Source organism: Streptomyces sp. NPDC051909, from assembly GCF_040681095.1.
Taxonomy (GTDB): domain Bacteria; phylum Actinomycetota; class Actinomycetes; order Streptomycetales; family Streptomycetaceae; genus Streptomyces.
The window spans coordinates 231887-251432 of sequence record NZ_JBFAYA010000006.1 but is presented as its reverse complement, the minus strand read 5'-3'; the positions used below and the strand labels follow the sequence as shown (position 1 = coordinate 251432).

Below are 19546 nucleotides of genomic sequence, written 5' to 3'. Positions count from 1 at the left end.
CGGCCGTCTCACTACGATCGGAACACCATGACGCTCGACATCCCGCGCATTGAGCAGCTCCTCCAGGACGGCGTCCGCGACCGGGTCTACCCGGGAGCCGTCTGGGCCGTCGGTAACGCCTCCGGTACGACGGCGAGCGGTGCGGTCGGCCTCCTCGACCCGACCCGTCCGGACGAGCCGATGCGGCTCGACACCGTCTTCGACATCGCCAGTCTCACCAAGATCGTCGCCGTGTGGGCCGTCATCGGCACCCTCGTGGAAGAGGGCAAGCTCCAGCTCCACACCCCGCTCGGCACCTTCTGGCCCGAGGTCACCGGCCACCCGCTCGCCCAGGTCACCACCCACGAACTCCTGACCCACACGGCCGGCCTGCCGCTGCGCGCCAACCTCAAGAACCTCTACGGCACCGACCCCCAGGACATCCGCGACGGCGTCCTCCACGAGCCCCTCCACCGCGAACCCAGCCAGGCCGTCGAGTACACCGACCGAGCTGCCCTGATCCTCGGCTACCTGGCCGAGCACCTCTCCGGCCAGCCCCTCGGCCACCTGGCCACGAACCGGATCTGGTCTCCGCTCGGCATGACCGAAACCCACTTCGGGCCCCTGCCTGCCGACGCCGAAACCCGCTGCGCCCCCACCGAACTCGACGAGGAAACCGGCACCCGCCTCAAGGGCACCGCCCACGACTTCTCCGCCCGCCTCCTCGGCGGCACCTGCGGCATCGCCGGCGCCTTCTCCACCCTCGCCGACCTCAGCCGCTTCCTCCGCCACATGCTCGCCCCGACGCAGGCCGCCTTCGGCCCGACCTGGATCGCCGACTCCCTACGCATCCGCACCGGCGAACTCACCCCCGCCCGCGGCCTCTTCTGGCACCCCGTGCCCGACACCGAGCTACGGGAGGACGTCTGGGTCCACTACGGCTTCACCGGCACAGGTATGTGGATCAGCCCGAAACAGCAACGCTGGGCAGCACTTCTCACCAACAAACTGTTCTTCACTCGCGACCGCGAACCGCTCGCCGCCGTACGGGGCAGGTTCCGCGAACTTGCCTTCCCTATCGCGGACTAGCCATCCTCGAACACCCCAGGCCGTAGGGCCGGGGAACCACTGTTTGATGACCATTACTGCAACGACCATCGCCACAAGGATCGTTGCAGTAGTGATCAGTCATGAGTGTGCCAGCCACCATGCACCAAGCCACCGATAACGCTGCATGGCTCCCGAAGCACCCTGCCGGCATCCAGCAGGAACTGCAGAATCCGCACCCTCGGGCGTGTAGTAAGGGAGCGCACCGGTGACGGTCCCACGTCCCGCACGGGACACGACAGCCCGCCTGCAACTTGCGCCTGGACCGCATGTGCTCCGCTCTCTCCAGACCGAACGGGCTGGATCCGTCGACTGCCACTCCGTAGAAACTCCGATCCGAGCGCAGCCGGTACACCCAGAACCCCTGCTCAAGCCGACTTACCTCTACGTGCGGAGTCGCGGCTACGGAAGACCTGCCGCAGAGTGGAGTATCCGCGCTCGTCGCCTCGACCGAGATGGAGAACCACTTCGCCTGGGCATTCCCGGGGACGGGGTGTTGTCAGTGGTGTTGGGCAGAATGTGGTCAGGGGGAAGGAGTGGAGATGTCCACCGAGAGGTCTGACCTGCGCATACCTACGCCAAGCGGCTGCCGCTGGTGTGGGATCGAAGAGCGCGAGCACATGCAGCGGTGGAAGCCGCCTGTGGGCTGGCATGAGTGGGTGGCTCCCACTCTGGAGCAACGTAAGGAGCGCATGCTAGCCCGCCGCCGGCAGGATCGAACCAACACTGGTGATGGGCTAGCGACAAAAGGACGACTCAGGAAGCTGCCTTCCTGAGCTCCTTGAAGACGTTCCGCAGCTGCTCCGGCACATCCTGCGGATCATCCAGGGCCATGGCCAGATCCGACATCATCTGGGGCTTGCCGCCGGGACCGCTAGCGCTGCCGGCCTGCAGCATCTGCTGCACCTTGGCACTGAACTTGCCCTGGCCGCGAAGGGCAGCGAAGTCGGCAGGCTGCCAGGAGGCGTCATCCTTCGGCCAGATCTTGTTGGCGACACGAGCCCATACGCCGTCCTTGAAGAGCTCCTCAAGCTCGTTGAACTTCTCCGCCTGCGGACTGTTGCCCTCGGGTTCTCCGAGGAATTTCACGTAGCGGGAGGCATCAGTACCGAAGAATTGGGTGAGCTTGGGGGTTTTGAAGATGCTCTTACTCACGTTGCGACTGTCGGCATCAACTACCAGCATGACCTCGCGGCCCTGCTTGACGAGGTAGCGGGCCAGGTGCAGGGCGCCTTCATTGTTGAAGCACGCCCACAGGGCGATACCGGCCGCCTGCAGCGACAGCGCCTCGCACAGCCGGAACAACAGAGGGAAAGCTTGCTGCTCGGTTTCACCTTCCACCGCCAGGAAGCAGCGCTCGTGCAGCAGCACCGAGTTCCTCAGACCGACCGCAGCAGCGATCTTGCCCAGGTGGTCGTCAATCTCTTCCCCGAGAGCTCCGGCCCCGAGCCGCTCGACGACCGTCCGGTGATTCTCCAGTTTGAGATGCACCACGTCGGAGATGTCGACCCCATCGATGAGGTTCATCGAATGGGTTGCCACCACTACATTGACATCACGGACGTCGCTTTGCGCCCGAATCAACTGCATGATCTTGCGCTGATGCGTGTAATCGAGGTGAGTGTCCGGCTCGTCATACACCACGATCGTCTGTAGGGCCGGAGGCTCGAGCGGCTCACCCTCACCTTGGACGACGGTAGGGGCGGTGTCCTCCTCCGCTGCCAGCAGTTCCTGGGTCCACTCCCAGATCGCCAGCGATATGCGGCGGTTGCTGCCCAGCCCGGTGCGGTCCAGCCCCACCGCCTCCCCTGCACGTCGTGCGATGCGCAGCGGCGCACCCTTGAACCCTTGCTGGAAGGACACGTCAGGGTCGACAGAGACCTTCTGCAGGTCCGGGCAGCGCGTCTGAATGTGATCACACAGCGACTTCGCGTCGAGGCGAAGCCGATCCTGGACCTCGTCCTCGATTGCAGAGAGCTTGCCCTTGAGCTCAGGATCAGCCATGTGGCTGGTGAAGCGGCCGATCAACGCAGTCCGGACGGCGTCATCAGGCTTGGCAGCCTTGCCGTCGAACGAGAGATAGCGTGGCATGCGCTTGTCGAGACCAGCCGGTGCGGAAACCCAGCCATCCGAACTGGCGTGCTGACGCCCGTACGCGCGTAGGGCCCCCAGCAGGTCTGGCTTGCGCGTTGAGCGAGGTGCAAGCCCCAGGTCCTTCACCAACGCCTTCGCTTCAGCCACCTGATACTGCGACAGATCACGCAGCCGCTCATCATCCGGAACCGGCTCCCAAAGCTCCAGCCTCGCCACGAGGTCCTCCCCAGCACAACGGCGCAGCTGAACCCGCTCAGGAAGGTCGAACTCGCTCTGCTCCCAAGCGTCCAGGGTGAACCATCCGACAACGCTGGTCTCCGCACACCGCAGCGGCGTAGCGGACTCGTCGCCCTGGATGGCATCGAGATAGGTGCGATCGTCGAGTGTCAGCTCATGCTTGCCGAGCAGGAAGGCAAGAGCGCCCAGTACCGCGCTCTTACCCCCGTCATTGTGGCCGGCGAGGATCGTGGGCTTCCCGATCGGGATGTCCGTGATATCGGTCAACGAACGGAAGCCGCTCACGCCAAAGTTGTTCAGGTGCACTGCGCGACCGCTCCAACTTCCGTGCCAGCACTCCCTTCGCGCGACCGCAGCCCGCACTGACAGAGAGTCCTGGCGCTTCTCCCAACCCCAGACGGCTCATCCTAGAGTGTCCATCGCAGTGCCATCCTCGGTCTCTGCAACCTCCGGCCGCACCCCGCAAGCAGGCACCCCCGCGAACCAGGGCGCGCAGACGTACCTCGACGCAACAACACCGGGACGGGGCCACCAAGCAGGCCGCCTAAATCCGACGGTAGGGGTAGCGGCCCTTGATGAACCGGGCCAGGAAGGTCCCCTTACTGGGAGCGGCCATCAGAGCCGCGTGCACCTGCGGAGGAACTCCGTCGTAGCGGTACAGCCGACCCCCATGAAAGGCAACCTCAAGCACCCACCCCACCTCGTCATAGGCAACTGACCGGAGATTGGAGGAGTGAACGGGCTGATGCAACAACATGCCTCCTCTGGCAGACATGCCGGATATTGCGCGATCAACCGATCATAGCGTTGCGCGCAAGCCCATGATGGGGCTGACGAGAACAGCCAGGCCGCATTCGAGTCCAACATGTCCGTTGGAGACCTCACGGCAACCCTCCTCCTCCGCCACCTGCGGGACCGGCACAACGGGATGTTGAACAACAGTCGCATGGCCCCGCACGCCAACCCGAGCATCCCAACGCAGCGCAGCTGAGGCCCGGGGGCCCATCGCCCCTCGGAGCGCGCGCCCCTCGCTGCCATCCCGAAAAGGCCCGAAGTTTTCGGGAGGGACGGGCGTCCAAGTACGTTCGCCCAGGTCAGAGCCGCCCCACTCCCCCACCCACCCAGTGCCTTCTAAGCACTTGGCCGCAGGTTCGAGTCCTGCCGGGGGCGCAACATCGGGACCCTCCTTCGGGAGGGTCCTTTTCGCTGGTCAGGGGTGGTTTTCGGCCGGGGGGCGGGGTGTCGGGGAGTGGCTCCCGGGTGGCTTGATCCGTGACGGTGCCGTCCTCGCCGGCGGACGCCGAGCCGCCTCACTGTAGTCCCGGCAGGTCCCCTCGGCTCGTGTCCATCACCGAGGAGGGTGACAGCCGCGTCATCCGCGCTACCTCACCCCGCCCTTCCGCGTTGACGTGCCGTGACGCCCTTTGCAGTGACGGTTCTGCGCGTGGGACCTGCGGGTTCGGGGGCCGGGTGAGGAGATGTGGGACGACGTGACGGGGGTAGTGGGCGTGTGGGCAGGGCAGGGCGGCGGCGGGGTGCGGCTGCTGGAGCGGGGCGCGGGGCCGCAGGGGCCGCAGGGACCGCAGGGGCTGGTCGGGCGGGAGGTGGAGCTCGCGGTGGTGCGGGCGGCGCTCGGGGCGCATCGGCTGGTGAGTGTGACCGGAGCCGCCGGGGTCGGGAAGAGCCGGCTCGCGCTGGCCGCGGCGGCCCCGGAGGAGGCGCCGTGGCGGGCGATGGTGCGGGTGCGGTGGCACGACGGGGTGCCGGTGGGGCCGCGGGCGCTCGCCGGACGGATCGCACAGGCACTGGACGCGGCGGCCGGCGGGTACGGCCGGGCGGGCGCGGCGCCCGATCTGGCCGACGCGGTACGGGCGTTGCCGGACGACGAGCTGCTGCTGATCCTGGACGACGTCGACCCCGTGCACGCCCAGTGCGCCGGGATCGTGCAGTCGCTGCTCATGGCGCTGCCCGCGCTGCGCGTCCTGGTCACCGCCCGGCGGCCGCTGGGGCTCGGCGACGAGCAGGTCGTACGGCTCGCCCCGCTGGCCACCGATCCGGCGGCCGAGCTTCTTCGGGCCTCGGCGGAGGCGCACGGGGTGACGAGCGAGCCCGACCCGGCCGCCGTCGCCCGGGTCTGCCGGCTCCTGGAGGGCAATCCGCTGGCCATCGAACTGGCCGCCGCGCAGCTGACCGAGCTGCCCGCCGACGACCTCGCCGACCGTCTCCAGGACGGACAGTGCTGGCTGTCGGCGACCGGCCCGCTGCTCAAGCGGCACCGTTCCTGGCGTGCCTCGCTCGGCGCCGTCCACGCGCTGTGCGAGCCGGGCGTACGGAAGGCGTGGCGGCGGCTCAGCGTGTTCGCGGGCGACTTCACCGAGCGGGCCGCGGTGTTCGTGTGCGAGGGCGCCGACCTCTCCCCCGACCGGGTACCGGGCGCCCTCGCCCACCTGACCGCGATCGGGGCCCTGGAGCGGGCCTCGGAGCTCGGCTCCGTGCTTGAGCCGCGCTACCGGATGGCCCGGGCCGCCCGCGACTTCGGCGCCGAACGGCTCGCGGCGGCGGGCGAGTCGGCCGCCGCCGCGAGCCGGCACGCCCGGCACTGCCGCAGCACCGCCGCGGTCGCCGAGACCCTGTGGAACACCGGGCTCCAGCAGCAGGCGGTACGGCTTGTGCAGGACGAACTCGCCGACCTCACCGCGCTGGTGCGCCGCGGCACCCACGACCCCGGGCACGCCGAGACGGCCCTGGAGACGGTGCTCCACCTGTGGTTCTGGTGGGTGGCCCACGAGCGGGCCCGGGAGGGCGCCGGGCACGTCCTGGCGCTGCTGCCGCGGCTGCCCGCCGCCGAGTGGCTGACCGCCCGCGGGCAGTGGCTCGCCGGCTGGCTCACCACCGGAGCCGACCCGGCCGCCGCGCAGCGGCTGCTCGACCGGGCCTGGCCGGTCGCGGTCCTGTGCGGCGACGACGCCCTGGTCGGCCGGATCGCGCACGTCCACGGCACCCTCGCCTGGCAGCGCGGCGACCTGCCGGCCGCCGCCGCGCACTACCGCCACGCCGCCGACACCGTGCCCCCGCACGCGTCCGGCGGCCCCACCCCGGCGGTCAGCCTCGCCGCGCTGGCGATCGTGCACTCCGCGACCGCGCCCGCCCGTGCCGTACACACCGCCCGCCAGGCCCTCGCGCAGCAGACCGGCCACCACGACACCTGGGCGACGGCCCTCGCGCAGTACGCCCGGGCGCTCGCCGACGTCCGGGCCGGGCGCCCCGGCCGGGCCCGCCGCCGCGCCGAGCGGGCCCTCGCCCACCTCGACGCCCGCCTCGACGCCCCGCAGCCGCGCGCCGCCCTGCGCCGGCTGCTCGACACCCTGCGCGACGGGGCCGGGCCCGGACCCGGCCCCCACCCCGTACACGTGCCCGCCCCGCGCACCGGCCCCTGATCCGACGGTCCCGACGCACCTCCCGCACCCCCGCGCACCTCGGCCTGCGCCGACCGGCGGAGCCGTTTCACGCGGCTCGGTGGTCTGTCCGCAGGCGGATCGGTTCGCCGCCGCCAATCCCGGGCGGGGCCGGAACCGACTGCGAAACTCGCGAAATGATCGAAAGCGCCAAAAATAGGATCTATCGCCGCAAGCGGCGCGGGAGCGCCGCCCTGCGCCGAGCGGCCCGGGGGAAGTCCGCCGCGCTCGCCTCCGTCGTCACCACCGCCGTGGTCACCACCACGGCGGTCCCGGCCCTGCTCCTCGGCCCGGCGGCGGCGCCGGCGGCCGCCGCGAGGCTGCCCGGCGGTCTCGGCCCCTGCGTTCCGGGCAGCTGCCCCGATCCCTTCCCCGGCATCGGCAACCTCGGCTTCGCCGGGCGCGACAAGGCGGTCAACATCTTCGTCGGGGAGGACTTCCTCGTGCGCGGCGCCGCCGCCGAGGCCGAGGGCCGGGTCGTCGTGCTCGACGACTTCGACATGGCGAAGAGCGCGTCGGCCGGTGAGACGTACAACATCGGCGAGGTGGGCGTCGGCTCGCGCGTACCGCCGCCCGAGGACACGGACTGGCTGACCGCCGGCGGCAAGGTGAGTGTGGCCCGCGGTCAGCGGCTGCTCGCCGAGAAGGGGGTGGTACGGCACGCGGGCGCGCTCACCGGCACGGTGAAGGCCGAGCTCGACCGGGACCCGGGTGCGACCGACCCGTACACCGCGCTGCGCGACCGGCTGACCACCGCGAGCCGCTGTTACGCGTGGGTCGACGGCCGGCCGCGGACGGCCACCGGCACGGCGGTCAACCAGGGCGGCCAGACGGTGTTCACCGGCGACGACCGCTCGGCGCTCCAGGTCTTCAACGTCGACTTCGACCTGACCACCGCCACCGGCGGGCAGCAGGGGATCGTCTTCCGGAACATCCCGGCGAACGCCACGATCCTCGTCAACGTCCTCGGCGCGAACCGCACGATCAGCACCTACAGCGGGGGCATCGACGACCGGACCGACCCGCTCAACACCTACCGCGAGCGGCTCCTCTGGAACATCCCGGACGCCGCCACCGTGAACCTCGCGGGCACCGGCCAGTTCCAGGGCAGCGTCCTCGTCGGCGAGCAGGCGTCGACCACGACGGTGACCCTGCCCGGTGTCAACGGGCGCTTCTTCACGACCGGTTCGCTGATCCACACCAGCAGCGCCTCGGGCGGCGGCGGGCAGGAGTTCCACGCCTACCCCTTCGACGGCGAGCTGCCGGACTGCGACTCCGCGCCGAACGTGACGGGCGAGGTGAAGGTGGTCAAGAGGGACGCCGACAACGGCGACGAACTGCCGGGCGCGGAATTCCGGTTGTGGCGCGAGACCAACGGCATGGAAGGCCTCCAGACCATCGGCATCAACCCCGACACCACGGTCGGCACCCCCTGCACCACGAACGCCGACGGCCTCTGCTCCCGCACCGTGGAGGCCGGCACCTACTACTGGCAGGAGACCAAGGCCCCGGACGGCTACGAGCTGCCCGACCCGGCCGTCTTCGGACCGCTCGTCCTCACCGAGGACAACGCGGTCTCCGGCGTGCGGATCATCGCCCGCAACACGCGTACGCCCGAGCCGAAGGGCTCCCTGAAGCTGCTCAAGACCGACGCCACGACCGGACGCCCGCTGGCGGGCGCCGTGTTCGAGCTGTGGCGCGAGACGAACGGCACCACAGGCCTGCAGACCGGCGGCGGCGAGCCGGACACCCGGGTCGGCGCGGGCTGCGCCACCGACGACAAGGGCGTCTGCTCGTTCGGCGACCTGCCGCTCGGCGAGTACTACCTGCGGGAGACGGCCGTGCCCGAGGGGTACGTCCTGCGGCCCGGCAACGCCTTCGGGCCCTTCGCGGTCACGAAGGGCGACCACACCAGGCCGGTGGAGGTGAGCATTCCCAACGAGCGCGGCGAGCCGTGCCACGGGAAGGACTGCAAGAGCCGCCCCAAGCGGTGATCGCCCGCCCCACCCCGGACAACCCTTGAAGGGGTGGGGCCTTGAAGGGGTGAGGCCTTGAAGGGGCGGGGCCTTGAAGGGGCGGGGCGCGTTCACCGGTTCGGCCGCGCAGGCCGGGCCGGGACCGGTCGGCGCTGATCGACTGGGAACGGGAACGTCCCCACCCCTTCAGGAGGTTCCGAGGTGCTCATCGTTCGGGCGACCGGTGCCGCGACCGCCGCCACGGCGTTCGCGGCACTGCTGTGCGCGGCCCCCGCCGCAGAGGCCGCCGTCTCCGCGACCGCCGTCTCCGCGACCGCCACCGTCTCCGCCGCTTCGTGCACGGCGCCGACCGGCCCGTACCAGCGGCCCCTGGAGCAGTACCTCGGCCGCCCCGTCGACGGCGTGCAGTCCGAAGCCGACTGCGCCGCCATCCGGGCCTTCCAGCAGCGCGAGAAGACCCCGCGCACGGACGGGTACGCCGACCTCGCCACGTACCGCACGATGGTCGCCGCCCAGGCCCGGCCGAATCCCAACGCGCAGGGCCGCTGCCCGGTTCGCGCACACCGCGTCACCTGCGTCGATCTGGACCGGCAGCTGCTGTGGGTGCAGACCGGCAGGAAGGTCGGCCTCGGCCCGGTCCCGATCCGGACCGGCCGCGACACGATGGAGACCCGGCCGGGCTGGCACACCATCTACTGGCGGGACAGGAACCATGTGTCGAGCCTGTACGACGCCCCCATGCCGTACTCCCAGTTCTTCGACGCCGGCCAGGCGCTGCACGGACACCCCGGGAATCTCTTCGACGGCGGCGGCTCGGCCGGCTGCGTCAACCTGTCGATGAAGGACGCCGAGGCGCTGTGGAAGCTGCTGAAGGTCGAGGACCGGGTGTACGTGTGGGGGACGAAGCCCGGCACCGCGGACTGAGCGCCGCAGGTCAGGACCAGTCGCGGGGGTGGGGCACCCGCAGGGTCTCCGGCGGTACGGGGCCGTGCTCGGCGGCCGCGCGCAGCCGGCCGTCCCGCAGGACGAACGCGCCGCCGCGCAGCATGCCGGTGACCAGCTCCTCGGCGAGCGCCTCCGGCGTCCGGCGGAGGAGCCGGGCGGCGTCGGTGAGCCAGGCGTGGGCGAGGAGGTACGGCTCGACCTCGGCGCTCGGCAGACCGTCCCGGATCATCAGCGCGAAGGCGAGGATCCGGCGCGCGCCGTACCAGACGGCCCCGTCGGGGTCGTCGACCAGGCGCTGGGCCCGGCGCAGCGCGGCGGCGAGGGCGGCGGCCGGGTCGGCGGGGACGTGGCCGTGGGCGGGCAGCAGGACGCGGGGCGCGAGGTCGGCGATCCGCCTGAGGGAGGCGAGCGCGGTGCCGGCGGCCTCGGGCCCGTCGAGGGCGAGGTTCACCCAGCCGACGTCGTGGTCGGACAGCGCGTCGCCGAACACGAGCAGCCGCTCCTCCGGCCGCCAGAGGGCGAGATGGCCGGGGGTGTGGCCGGGCGTGCGGACGACCTGCCAGTCGGTGTCGCCGAGGCGCAGCTCCTGGCCGTCACCCGGCCTCGAATGTGACCTGCATCACATTTCGTCACGGCTGTCGGGGGCGCGGTGTCTTGAGGCCGAACCCCTGAAGACGCGGTGGACGGGGCAGACGGAGGAGACACCATGAACGAGCACCACGCCGACACGAACACCGGTACCGGCAGCATCGACGTCGTCGTGGTCGGCGGCGGCTACGCGGGCGTGATGGCGGCCAACCGGCTCACGCAGAACCCCGACCTGAACGTGACCGTGATCAACCCCCGCACCGTCTTCGTGCCCCGGCTGCGCCTGCACCAGCTGGTCGCCGGGACGCACGAGGCGGTCGTCGCATACCGGGACGTGCTCGCCGGGCGGATCGCGCTCGTCGTGGACGACGTGACGCGGATCGACGCGGAGCGGCGCCGGGTGCTGCTCGGCTCGGGCGGCACGCTCGGCTACGACTACCTGGTCTACGCGGTGGGCAGCGGCAGCGGCGAGCCCGGGGTGCCGGGGGCGGCCGAGTTCGCGTACCCGGTGGCGTCCCTGGAGGCGGCCCGCCGGCTCAGGGAGGTCGTCGCGGGCGCACCCGCGCAGGCCGCCCTGACGGTGGTCGGCGGCGGGCCGAGCGGCATCGAGACCGCGGCCGAACTCGCCGAGCGGGGCCGCCCGGTGACCCTGGTCTGCGGCGGTGTCCTCGGCCCGTATCTGCACCCCGCCGCCCGCCGTACGGTGGTCAGGCGGCTGACCGGCCTCGGCGTGACCGTCCTCGACGGCCCCGGGACGCGGGTGACGGAGGTGACGCGCGAGGCGGTGCGGCTTGCCGACGGGCGGGAGCTGCCGAGCGCGGTGACCGTGTGGGCGGCCGGCTTCGGCGTGCCCGACCTGGCCGCGCGCAGCGGGCTGAGCACGGACGCGGCCGGGCGGCTGCGCACCGACGAGACGCTGACCTCCGTCGCCGACGAGCGGGTGGTGGCCGCCGGGGACGCGGCGGCGCCGTCGGACCTGCCGTTCCGGATGAGCGCCTACGCGGCGGGCTGCCTGGGCGCGCACGCCGCCGACACCGTGCTCGCCCGGGTCGCGGGGCGACGGCCGGAACCGATCGACCTGTCGTTCCCGGCGATGTGCGTCAGCCTGGGTCGGCGCGCCGCCGTCTTCCAGCTCGCGCACAAGGACGACACCGCACGGCGGCTGTACGTCGGCGGCCGCGCCGGTGCCAGACTCAAGGAACTCTCCTGCGAGTTCAGCGTCAGGCACCTGACGGCGGAGGCGCGCACGCCCGGGAAGCACTCCTGGCCGAAGGCCGGGAACGTACGGCGGGACGCCCTGCGGGCGCTGCGGGAGACGGACCCGCACGCGCCGGCACACGACGCGGCGCACGACGCGGCGCGCGAGCGGGCCGAGGCATGAGCGACCACCGGAACGACACGGGCGAGGCAGGGGACATGAGCGGCGAGGAGCAGGCCACGAGCGACGGGCGCGGACGCGGCACGGACGCGGCGACGGATACGGCAACGGATGCAGCGACGGATACGGCGACGGACGCCTTCGTCGCCCACCGCAACCTGCTCTTCACCGTCGCGTACGAGATGCTCGGCTCGGCCGCCGACGCCGAGGACGTGCTCCAGGAGACCTGGCTGCGCTGGGCCGAGGTCGACCTCACGCAGGTGGAGGACCGCCGGGCGTATCTGGTCCGGATCACCACCCGGCAGGCACTCAACCGGCTGCGCGCGGTGAAGCGGCGGCGGGAGGCCTACGTCGGGCAGTGGCTGCCCGAGCCGCTGCTGACCACGCCGGACGTGGCCGAGGACGTCGAGCTCGCCGAGAGCACGTCGATGGCGATGATGCTGGTCCTGGAGACCCTGGGGCCCACCGAGCGGGCGGTGTTCGTGCTGCGCGAGGTGTTCGACGTCGGTTACGGCGAGATCGCCGAGGCCCTCGGCAAGACGCCGGAGGCGGTCCGCCAGATCGCGCACCGGGCGCGCCGGCACGTCGACGCCCGCCGCCCCCGCACCCCGCTCCCGCCGGAGAAGGTCCGCGGCGTCCTGGAGTCCTTCCGGCGCGCGCTCGAATCCCGCGACCCGCAACGCTTCCTGGACGTGCTCGCCCCGAACGTCGTGCTCGTGAGCGACGGCGGCGGTGTGAAGCGGGCCGCGCTGCACCCGGTGGTCGGCGCCGAGACGTTCGTGCGCTTCTACCTGGGCGGCACCGCCAAGCACGGGGTGGACGTCAGCTGCGTCCCGACGGTGGTCAACGGCAGCCCGGCGCTCGCGGTGCTGGTCGACGGCGAACTGGACGGCGTCATGGCCTTCCGCGTCGAGGACGACCGCATCGCCGGCATCTACTTCGTCCGCAACCCGGAGAAGCTGACCCGCGTCACGTCCGAGACCCCGCTGACCCTGCGCTGAAGCCCCCAGGGCGCTCCTGCCCGACCCGCCTGACCTCAGGCCCGGGTACGACTCGGCAACGGCCCCTGCGGCAGGTCCCGGTGAGCGTGCGGGACGGACTCCGGCTCGGCCGGCTCGGCCGCCTCGCCGCTCGGCCACAGGCTGCGGGCGAGGAGGCTCCCGCCGAGGGCGAGCGCGGTGAGCGCTCCGGTCGCGGCGGCCGGGCCGGTGCGGGCGGTGAGCCAGCCGGTCAGCGGATAGGCGAGGAGCCAGCAGGCGTGGGTGAGGGAGAAGCGGGCGGCGAAGACGGCGGGCAGGTCGCCGGAGGCGGCCGAGCGGCGGAGCAGTCGGCCGCCCGGGGTGAGCACCGCCGAGCCCGCCGCGCCGATCAGCGTCCAGGCCGCGAGCAGCGCGGGCCACGCCCAGCCCCCCGGCCCGAGGGCGAGGCCCACCGCGCAGGCGGCGAGGGCGGCGGTCAGGACGCCGCCGGCGGTCAGCATCAGGACCCGGTCGGTGACCCGCCGGTCCAGGACCCGGGGCAGTGCGAGGGCGACCGCCATGGAGCCCGCGCCGTACGCGCCGAGGGCGAGCGGGACGTCCCCGGCGGGGCGGCCCAGGGTGCCGCGGACGAGGACCACGGTGTCGACCAGGACCAGTGCGCCGGCGGCGGCCACCGCCAGGTCGAGGGCGAGCAGGGCGCGCAGGCACGGGGTGGCGAGGAGCAGCCGGGTGCCGCGCAGGATCTGCCGCCGGGGCCGGCCGCCGCCGGACGGCTCGGCGGGCCGGGGCGTGGGCAGCAGGACGGACACGACCAGGGCGGCGGAGGCGGCGAAGCCGACGGCGGTGCCGGTGAACAGCCACGCGTAGCGGACGAGCGAGAGCAGTGCGGCGGCGAGCACCGGGCTGAGCAGGCTCTCCAGGTCGTAGGCGAGCCGGGAGAGGGAGAGCGCCCGGGTGTAGTCGTGTTCGTCCGGGAGCACCTCGGGGACGGTCGCCTGGAAGGTGGGCGTGAAGGCGGCGGAGGCGGCCTGGAGCAGCAGGATCAGCACGTACACCTGCCACACCTGGGTGACGAAGGGCAGGGTGAGCGCGACGCCGGCCCGGATCAGGTCCATGGAGACCAGCAGGGCGCGGCGGGAGACGCGTTCGGCGAGGGCGGCGGCGAGCGGTGCTACCAGCACGTACGCGAGCATCTTGATCGCCAGGGCGGTGCCGAGGACGGCGGAGGCGTCGGCCCCGGCCAGGTCGTAGGCGAGCAGGCCGAGCGCGACGGTCGCGAGGCCGGTGCCGACGAGGGCAACAACCTGGGCGGTGAACAGATGGCGGTAGGTGCGGTTGCGCAGGACGGACGGCATGGGCCACCTCGGGGGGCGCGGGTGCCTCCACCGTAACGGACATGTGCGCATGTGCGCACGCGTTGAATCGTCCTGTCGAAGGGGTCCGGTGGACCGAGGCCGCGCTCAGTCGTGCCAGGGCTCGCCCGTCACCTGGTGGTCGGCATGGCTGATGGCCTCGACGACCAGGCGTTTCATGTGCCCGTCGGGCAGCGAGTAGACCACCCGCCGGCCCTCCTTGCGGGACTCCACCAGACCACCGAGGCGCAGTTTGGCCAGATGCTGGCTGACGGCGGGACGGGCGGCGGCGACGCTCTCGGCGAGCGCGCTGACATCGGACTCGGCGCGCGAGAGCAGCCACACCAGGTGCAGCCGCGTGGGGTCGGAGAGCAGCCCGAAGACGCGGGCGGCGGCGTCGAGCTCGCGGACGCCGGGGGTCCGCCGATGGGCGCCCTTCGGGTCCGCCGGACCCGCCGGAACGGTCCGATCGGGGGTGCCGGTCGGATCGGACGGATCGGGGGTGCCGTCGTGTGGGGCCATGGGGGCATCGTAGGCACGCGCGCCGCCGCTCAACCCCTGCCGGGAGCGGTCGCACCGCCCCCGCCACGGGTAGACCTCCCTCGTGAACACGACCCTGGCCGTTCCCCGCATCGAACGGCTCCTTCAGGACGCGGTCCGCGCCCAGGTGTTCCCGGGGGCCGCCTGGGCCGTCGGCGACGCCGGCGGCGCGGTCGCGGGCGGGGGCGTCGGGGCGCTCGCGCCCGGGGGTGAACCGGTGGGCGAGGACGCGTTGTTCGACCTCGCGAGCCTCACCAAGATCATCGCCGTGTGGCCGGTCGTCGGCACCCTGGTGGAGAGCGGGAAGCTCGCTCTCGACGTGCCGCTGGGCGACTTCTGGCCGGAGGCGGCCGGGCATCCGCTGGGGGACGTCACGCCGCTGCAGCTGCTCACCCACACCGCCGGGATGCCGCTGCGCGCCAACCTCCGCGCCCTGTACGGCTCGGACCCGCAGGACGTACGAGACGGGGTCGTCCAGGAGCGGTTGCGGCGGCGGCCCGGCGAGGCCGTGGAGTACACCGACCGGGCGGCGCTCGTGCTCGGCTATCTCGCCGAGTTCCTGACCGGCGGCACGAGGCTGCGCGAACTGGCCGGGACCCGGGTGTGGCAGCCGCTCGGGATGACACAGACCCGGTACGGGCCGCTGCCGGCGTCGCTCGTCGCGCGGGCCGCGCCGACCGAGTACGACGAGGAGACGGGCGGCCATCTGCGGGGCACCGTCCACGACTTCTCGGCCCGGCTGCTCGGCGGGGCGTGCGGGATCGCGGGCACCTTCGCCACCGCCGGGGACCTGGGGCGCTTCCTGCGCCAGGTGCTCGATCCCGTACGGCCGCCGTTCGGGGACGGGTGGGTGGCGGAGTCGCTGCGCGTACGGACCGGTGAACTCACCCCGCCCCGCGGCCTGTTCTGGCATCCCGCGCCGGGCACGACGGCCCGCGAGGACATCTGGGCGCACTACGGCTTCACCGGCACCGGGATGTGGGTGAGCCCGGCGCGCGGCCGGTGGGCCGTCCTGCTCACCAACAAGCTGTACTTCACGCGCGCGACGGGTCCGATCACCCACGTCCGGGACGCCTTCCGCGCGACCGCCTTCCCGTGACCCACAGTGACCGCGGGTGACCGGATCGGGCCGGGATCGTTGCACGCCGTAAACAATCAGGCAGGCGACGAGCAGCGGAGGCACGGCGATGGCAACGACGGGAGACGAGCGGACGGCGTTGATGACGGAGCCGGGCACGGGCCCGAACACGGGACCGCTCCTCGGTGACCCCGGGGACGTACGGGCGGCGGCCGACGAACTGGCCCGGGGCCGCGTGGTGCTGCACGGCTTCGCCACCATCCACGCGCTGACCGCCCGCCCCGACCGGGAGAGCGTCGCGCTCGCCCACCGGCTGAAGGGCCGCCCCGACGGGCGGGCCGGCGGCGTCACCACCACACCCGACGCGCTCCCCGGACTCTTCGACTGGACCCGGCTGCCCGCCGAACTCCCCCGCCGTCCGCTGCGGTTGCTCATGGAGGAGCTGTACGAGCTGGGGCCGTTCGGCTTCCGCGGGCCGGCCGCCGACTCGGTGCCGGACCATCTGACCGCCGTACGGGACGGGGTGCGCACCACCCGGGTCGTCGCGCCGGGCCGGCACTGCCCGTCGAACGCCTTCCTCGCCGCCGCGCTCGACCGCGCCGGCACCGGCCTGCTGTTCACCACCTCCTTCACCGCCCCCTTCCCCACCACCGCCGACCGCTCGCGGGCACTGCCCGACGTACCGGTCCTGGCGCACGCCGACGAGACGGCGGTGCGGGAGCGCCATCCGCACCACGCGGCGGTGCCGGTGACGGTCGTGTCCTTCCACCGCGCCGCGGGGTACGGCCGGGCGGGACTGCCCGCGCTGACCCTGGAGCGGCCGGGTTCGCTGTCCGCCGAGCACCTGCGGTCGGTGGCCGCGAATCACGGCTTCTCGCTCGCACCCGCGCAGGCGCCGCGGGTCTACGCGCCTTCCGTGCGGCGGTAGGCGCGCAGGAAGGCGCCGACGCCGCCCCGCAGCAGCCGGTCGCACTCGGCGTCCGGGAGCGGCAGCACGCCGTAGTGGGAGCGCTGGAGGACGGTCGCCGAGGTGAGGGCAGGGAAGTGGACGGCGGCGAGGGCGGCGTCGCCGTGCAGGTCGAGCAGGCCGGCGTCCTCCAGGCCGGTGAAGGCGGCGGTGAGGGCCCGGCTCACCGGCACCGGACCGGCCTCCTGCCAGGCGGTCATGACCTCCTCGGGCACGTGCCCGGCCTCGGCGTGGATGTGCCGGACGAGGGCGAAGTGGTCCGGGTACTCGGTGATGAGGCCGGTGAACGCGCGGGCGAGGGCGACCATGTCGCGTTCGAGCTCGTCGGGGCGGGGCGGGCGCGCCGGGTCGAGGAGCGCGTGGAGGCGGGCGAGCTGGGCGTCCCGCACCTCGTTGGCCGTCCAGGTGACGACGGTGCGGAACAGCAGGGCCTTGCCGCCGGGGAAGTGGTTGTAGAGCGTGCGGGTCGACACGTCCGCGGCGGCGGCGAGGGCGTCGACCGAGGCCCGTGCGTAGCCCTCGCGGCCGAAGACACCGCAGGCCGCGCGGACGATGGCGAGCTGCTTCTCCAGCTTGCGGGGCGGGACCTCGCGCCGCGCGCGCTCCATCCAGGCGTCGTTGCTGCTGCTCATGACGGCACCTTACTCGCGCGACCCCAGACAAGTACAACGGGCGTTGCACTTTCTACAACGAGCGTTGTACGTTCTTGGTGTGCCGGAACGCAGCGGGCGTCCCGGCCGCCCATGGAGGGGGAACAGCCATGTCCACGACCGCCACCGCCACCACCACCGAGGCGACCGGTTCCGGTACGGCTCCGCTGCGCGTCGCCGTCCTGGTCGGCAGCGTCCGCGAGGGGCGCCGGGGGCCCGCCGTCACCGACTGGTTCACCGGCATCGCCGCCGGGCACGGGGGCCTGGAGCTCGACGTGATCGACCTCGCCGACGTCGACCTGCCGCTGGTCATGCCCGGCTGGGGCGGTGAGGTCGACCCGCGCGCCGTCGCCGCGCTCGCCGGCGTCTCGCCGCGGCTCGCCGCCGCCGACGCCTTCGTGGTCGTGACCCCGGAGTACAACCACAGCTTCCCGGCCGTCCTGAAGAACCTCATCGACTGGCACCGCGCCGAGTGGTACGCCAAGCCGGTCGGCTTCGTCTCGTACGGCGGCCTCGGCGGCGGCCTGCGCGCCGTCGAGCAGCTCCGGCTGGTCTTCGCCGAGCTGCACGCCACCACCGTGCGCGACTCGGTCAGCCTGCACGGGCCCTGGTCCGGCCTCGGCGAGGACGGGCAGCCGCTCGACCGCGCCGTCGCCGAGGGCGCCGCCAAGGGCATGCTGAGCCAGCTGACCTGGTGGGGCCGCGCACTGCGCACCGCCCGCGCCGACCTCCCGTACCAGGGCTGAGGAGGCACCGGCCATGACCTCCGCCCCGTCCCGCACCGGCACGTCAGGGGGCTCCGACAGCCGGTCCGGCCCGTCCGCCGTCTCCGGCACCGCCGGGACCGCGCTCCACCGGGTCCTCGCCGTCACCGTCCTCGGCTCCGTCATGGCGGTCCTGGACATGACCATCGTCAATGTGGCGCTGCGCAGCCTCTCGGACGCCTTCCAGGCCCCGCTGACCACCATCCAGTGGACCACCACCGCCTACACCCTGGCGCTCGCCGCCGTCATCCCCACCGCCGCCTGGGCGATGGGCCGGATCGGCGCCCGCCGCACCTACCTCACCGCGCTCGTCCTCTTCACCCTCGGCTCGCTGCTCGCCGCGCTCGCCTGGGACGCGGGCAGCCTGATCGCCTTCCGCGCCGTGCAGGGGCTCGGCGGCGGGCTGCTCATGCCGGTCGGCATGACGATGGTCATGCGCGCCGCCGACCCGGAACGGATGGGCCGGGCCATGGCCATCGGCGGACTGCCCATCCTGGTCGGCCCGGTGATCGGGCCCGCCCTCGGCGGCCGGCTCGTCGACGCCGCGTCCTGGCACTGGATCTTCCTGGTCAACCTGCCGCTCGGCGCACTCGCCCTCGTCCTCGCCGCCTGGCTGCTGCGCCCCGACGCGCCGCGCGCCGGCGGCCCGGCGCCCCGGCTCGACGTACCGGGCCTGCTGATGCTCTCCCCCGGTCTCGCGCTGCTCCTGTACGGCCTTGCGCGGGGCGGCGAGGACGGCGACCTGACCGCGCCCGGGGCACTGCTGCCCGCGCTGGCCGGCCTGCTGCTCGTGGCGGGTTTCGTACGGCGGGCCCTGACGGCCCGTGAGCCGCTGCTCGACCTGCGGCTGCTCCGCGACCGCACCTTCGCCGCGGGCATCGGCACCCTCGCCCTGTTCACCTGCGGCTACTTCGGCTCGATGCTGCTCGCGCCGGTGTACTGGCAGGCGGTGCGCGGGTTCACGGCGAGCGCCGCCGGACTGCTGTCCGTACCGGTCGGGCTCACCGTCGGCGTCACCATGCAGTTGGCCGCCCGGCGCATCGACCGGACCGCGCCCCGGCGGCTGATCCCGGCGGGCGTCGTCGTCGCCGCGCTCGGCATGGGGCTGATCGCCGTACAGGCCGGGATCCCGGACGTGGCGGTCTGGCGGCCGATCGCGGCGGCGATGCTCATGGGCGTCGGCTCGGGCATCGTGCTGATGCCGACGATGACCACCGCGAGCCGCGACCTTCCGAAGGACCGCCTGGCCGCCGCGAGCACCGCGCTGAGCATCAACTCGCAGCTGGGCGCGTCGATCGGCACCGCGCTGTGCTCGGTGCTCCTCGCCTCGGCGGGCACCGACCCGGCCGGCTTCCGGCTCACCTACGCCGTCGCGGCGGCCCTCATCGCCCTGGCCGCCCTGCCCGCCCTGCTCCTGCCGGGCCGCAGGGCGGACCTCCCCCGCTGACCGGCGCCG

At 72.9% G+C, this 19546-nt stretch carries 15 protein-coding genes, 1 tRNA gene and 1 pseudogene; 11 read left to right on the top strand and 6 right to left on the bottom strand.

Annotated features, from left to right (window positions below; translation table 11 throughout):
- Nucleotides 1-27: 27 nt before the first annotated feature.
- Nucleotides 28-1068, top strand: coding sequence for a serine hydrolase domain-containing protein (locus tag AB0M18_RS12350; RefSeq protein WP_365756803.1), 1041 nt, complete (start codon nt 28-30; stop codon nt 1066-1068).
- Nucleotides 1069-1842: 774 nt separating this feature from the next.
- Here AB0M18_RS12350 and AB0M18_RS12345 read toward each other — a convergent pair.
- Entirely contained in the window at nt 1843-3723 is a 1881-nt protein-coding gene (locus AB0M18_RS12345; protein WP_365756802.1) for an AAA family ATPase, read from the bottom strand.
- Nucleotides 3724-3961: 238 nt separating this feature from the next.
- The gene (locus AB0M18_RS12340) at nt 3962-4174 is read right to left on the bottom strand and encodes a KTSC domain-containing protein (protein ID WP_365756801.1); all 213 of its coding nucleotides are present in this window, start codon (nt 4172-4174) and stop codon (nt 3962-3964) included.
- A 330-nt stretch (nt 4175-4504) separates the two neighbouring features.
- Between AB0M18_RS12340 and AB0M18_RS12335 the strand changes: the two genes are divergently transcribed.
- The 4 genes from AB0M18_RS12335 to AB0M18_RS12320 all read left to right on the top strand — a co-directional run bounded on the left by AB0M18_RS12335 (nt 4505) and on the right by AB0M18_RS12320 (nt 9772).
- Nucleotides 4505-4587, top strand: a tRNA-Arg gene (locus AB0M18_RS12335).
- Nucleotides 4588-4907: 320 nt separating this feature from the next.
- The gene (locus tag AB0M18_RS12330; RefSeq protein ID WP_365756800.1) at nt 4908-6854 is read left to right on the top strand and encodes a hypothetical protein; all 1947 of its coding nucleotides are present in this window, start codon (nt 4908-4910) and stop codon (nt 6852-6854) included.
- A 155-nt stretch (nt 6855-7009) separates the two neighbouring features.
- On the top strand, nt 7010-8866 hold the full coding sequence (locus AB0M18_RS12325; RefSeq protein ID WP_365756799.1) for a choice-of-anchor A family protein: 1857 nt from the start codon (nt 7010-7012) through the stop codon (nt 8864-8866).
- Between the two features lie 183 nt (nt 8867-9049).
- Complete coding sequence (locus tag AB0M18_RS12320; RefSeq protein ID WP_365756798.1) at nt 9050-9772, top strand: L,D-transpeptidase family protein; 723 nt, start codon at nt 9050-9052, stop codon at nt 9770-9772.
- A 10-nt stretch (nt 9773-9782) separates the two neighbouring features.
- Here the strand turns inward: AB0M18_RS12320 and AB0M18_RS12315 are convergent.
- A pseudogene (locus tag AB0M18_RS12315) lies at nt 9783-10379 on the bottom strand (MBL fold metallo-hydrolase); the annotation flags it as partial.
- A 120-nt stretch (nt 10380-10499) separates the two neighbouring features.
- On the opposite strand from AB0M18_RS12315, the gene AB0M18_RS12310 reads away from it, so the two are divergent.
- Complete coding sequence (locus AB0M18_RS12310) at nt 10500-11762, top strand: FAD-dependent oxidoreductase (protein ID WP_365756797.1); 1263 nt, start codon at nt 10500-10502, stop codon at nt 11760-11762.
- The gene (locus AB0M18_RS12305; RefSeq protein WP_365756796.1) at nt 11759-12760 is read left to right on the top strand and encodes an RNA polymerase sigma-70 factor; all 1002 of its coding nucleotides are present in this window, start codon (nt 11759-11761) and stop codon (nt 12758-12760) included. The genes AB0M18_RS12310 and AB0M18_RS12305 overlap by 4 nt, the downstream gene beginning before the upstream one ends.
- 35 nt (nt 12761-12795) lie before the next feature.
- Here the strand turns inward: AB0M18_RS12305 and AB0M18_RS12300 are convergent, their stop codons facing one another.
- Both AB0M18_RS12300 and AB0M18_RS12295 read right to left on the bottom strand, forming a co-directional pair.
- Nucleotides 12796-14094, bottom strand: a complete 1299-nt coding sequence (locus tag AB0M18_RS12300; RefSeq protein WP_365756795.1) for an MFS transporter — start codon at nt 14092-14094, stop codon at nt 12796-12798.
- Nucleotides 14095-14199: 105 nt separating this feature from the next.
- Nucleotides 14200-14613 carry a metalloregulator ArsR/SmtB family transcription factor gene (locus AB0M18_RS12295; RefSeq protein ID WP_365756794.1) on the bottom strand — a complete coding sequence of 138 codons (414 nt, stop codon included), beginning with the start codon at nt 14611-14613 and terminating at the stop codon, nt 14200-14202.
- 82 nt (nt 14614-14695) lie between these two features.
- Here AB0M18_RS12295 and AB0M18_RS12290 point away from each other — a divergent pair, with 82 nt between their 5' ends.
- Complete coding sequence (locus AB0M18_RS12290) at nt 14696-15730, top strand: serine hydrolase domain-containing protein (protein WP_365756793.1); 1035 nt, start codon at nt 14696-14698, stop codon at nt 15728-15730.
- 88 nt (nt 15731-15818) lie between these two features.
- The gene (locus tag AB0M18_RS12285; protein ID WP_365756792.1) at nt 15819-16637 is read left to right on the top strand and encodes a hypothetical protein; all 819 of its coding nucleotides are present in this window, start codon (nt 15819-15821) and stop codon (nt 16635-16637) included.
- Here the strand turns inward: AB0M18_RS12285 and AB0M18_RS12280 are convergent.
- Nucleotides 16613-17308 (bottom strand): TetR/AcrR family transcriptional regulator C-terminal domain-containing protein, encoded by a 696-nt coding sequence (locus AB0M18_RS12280; RefSeq protein WP_365756791.1) that lies wholly within the window; start codon nt 17306-17308, stop codon nt 16613-16615. The two genes, AB0M18_RS12285 and AB0M18_RS12280, sit on opposite strands and share 25 nt — an antisense overlap.
- Nucleotides 17309-17436: 128 nt before the next feature.
- On the opposite strand from AB0M18_RS12280, the gene AB0M18_RS12275 reads away from it, so the two are divergent.
- Entirely contained in the window at nt 17437-18072 is a 636-nt protein-coding gene (locus AB0M18_RS12275) for an NAD(P)H-dependent oxidoreductase (RefSeq protein WP_365756789.1), read from the top strand.
- Between the two features lie 13 nt (nt 18073-18085).
- On the top strand, nt 18086-19537 hold the full coding sequence (locus AB0M18_RS12270; protein WP_365756788.1) for a DHA2 family efflux MFS transporter permease subunit: 1452 nt from the start codon (nt 18086-18088) through the stop codon (nt 19535-19537).
- Nucleotides 19538-19546: the final 9 nt, after the last annotated feature.